Below are 360 nucleotides of genomic sequence, written 5' to 3'. Positions count from 1 at the left end.
CAGATTTAATATTATGCGTGGTGGAATTTTTGATAATAATTATACTATAGAGAAATGGGACTTTAAAAATTATATCTCTAAAGCGAACAAAAAAGTGGCACGAAATAACGAACAAGTTATAGAGCAACTTTCTAAACAGTTTTCGTTATTTAAGCTTAAAGAAATAGCTTTAAATACAGAAGATAAAAACTTTCGCCGCTTATGCTTAGAGTATATGCCATTAAAATTTAGTCGTCGTCATGGAGATCCTAGCCGCCCTTGGAATAAGTTTTCAATAAACACACGTAATGAAGATGGATCAAAAATATTAGATTATGAAGGTAATTGGCGAGATATATTTCAAAATTGGGAAGCTTTAGC

The 360-nt window shown here is 31.1% G+C and carries 1 pseudogene; it reads left to right on the top strand.

The features are described 5' to 3' along the window. A pseudogene (locus ACVC2P_RS10355) lies at positions 1–360 on the top strand (hypothetical protein); the annotation flags it as partial.

This window comes from Pontimicrobium sp. MEBiC01747, assembly GCF_053601635.1.
The sequence above is the reverse complement of the archived record's forward strand: the minus strand, read 5'-3'. Positions and strand labels throughout refer to the sequence as shown.